Source organism: Modestobacter sp. VKM Ac-2982, assembly GCF_026967935.1.
Lineage (GTDB): Bacteria > Actinomycetota > Actinomycetes > Mycobacteriales > Geodermatophilaceae > Modestobacter.
The window spans coordinates 1-364 of sequence record NZ_JAPVBL010000011.1; the positions used below are offsets into that span (position 1 = coordinate 1).

The window sequence follows — 364 nt, forward strand, 5'->3', positions numbered from 1 at the left end:
ACCGAGCTGGCTGTCGCCCTCGTCACCGATCGTCTGGTCCAGGCTGATCGGCTCCCGGGCGTACTGCTGGATCTCCAGCACCTTCTCCGGGGTGATGTCCATCTCCTTGGCCAGCTCCTCCGGGGTGGGCTCGCGGCCCAGGTCCTGGAGCAGCTCGCGCTGGATGCGGCCGAGCTTGTTGATGACCTCGACCATGTGCACCGGGATGCGGATGGTGCGGGCCTGGTCGGCCATCGCCCGGGTGATCGCCTGCCGGATCCACCAGGTGGCGTAGGTGGAGAACTTGTAGCCCTTGGTGTAGTCGAACTTCTCCACCGCGCGGATCAGCCCGAGGTTGCCCTCCTGGATCAGGTCCAGGAACGCC

General features: G+C 66.5%; 1 protein-coding gene. It reads right to left on the reverse strand.

The features are described from left to right. Window positions 1–364, reverse strand: a 364-nt coding sequence (locus tag O2W20_RS22655; RefSeq protein ID WP_269174017.1) for a sigma-70 family RNA polymerase sigma factor, incomplete at both ends; no start/stop codon positions are given.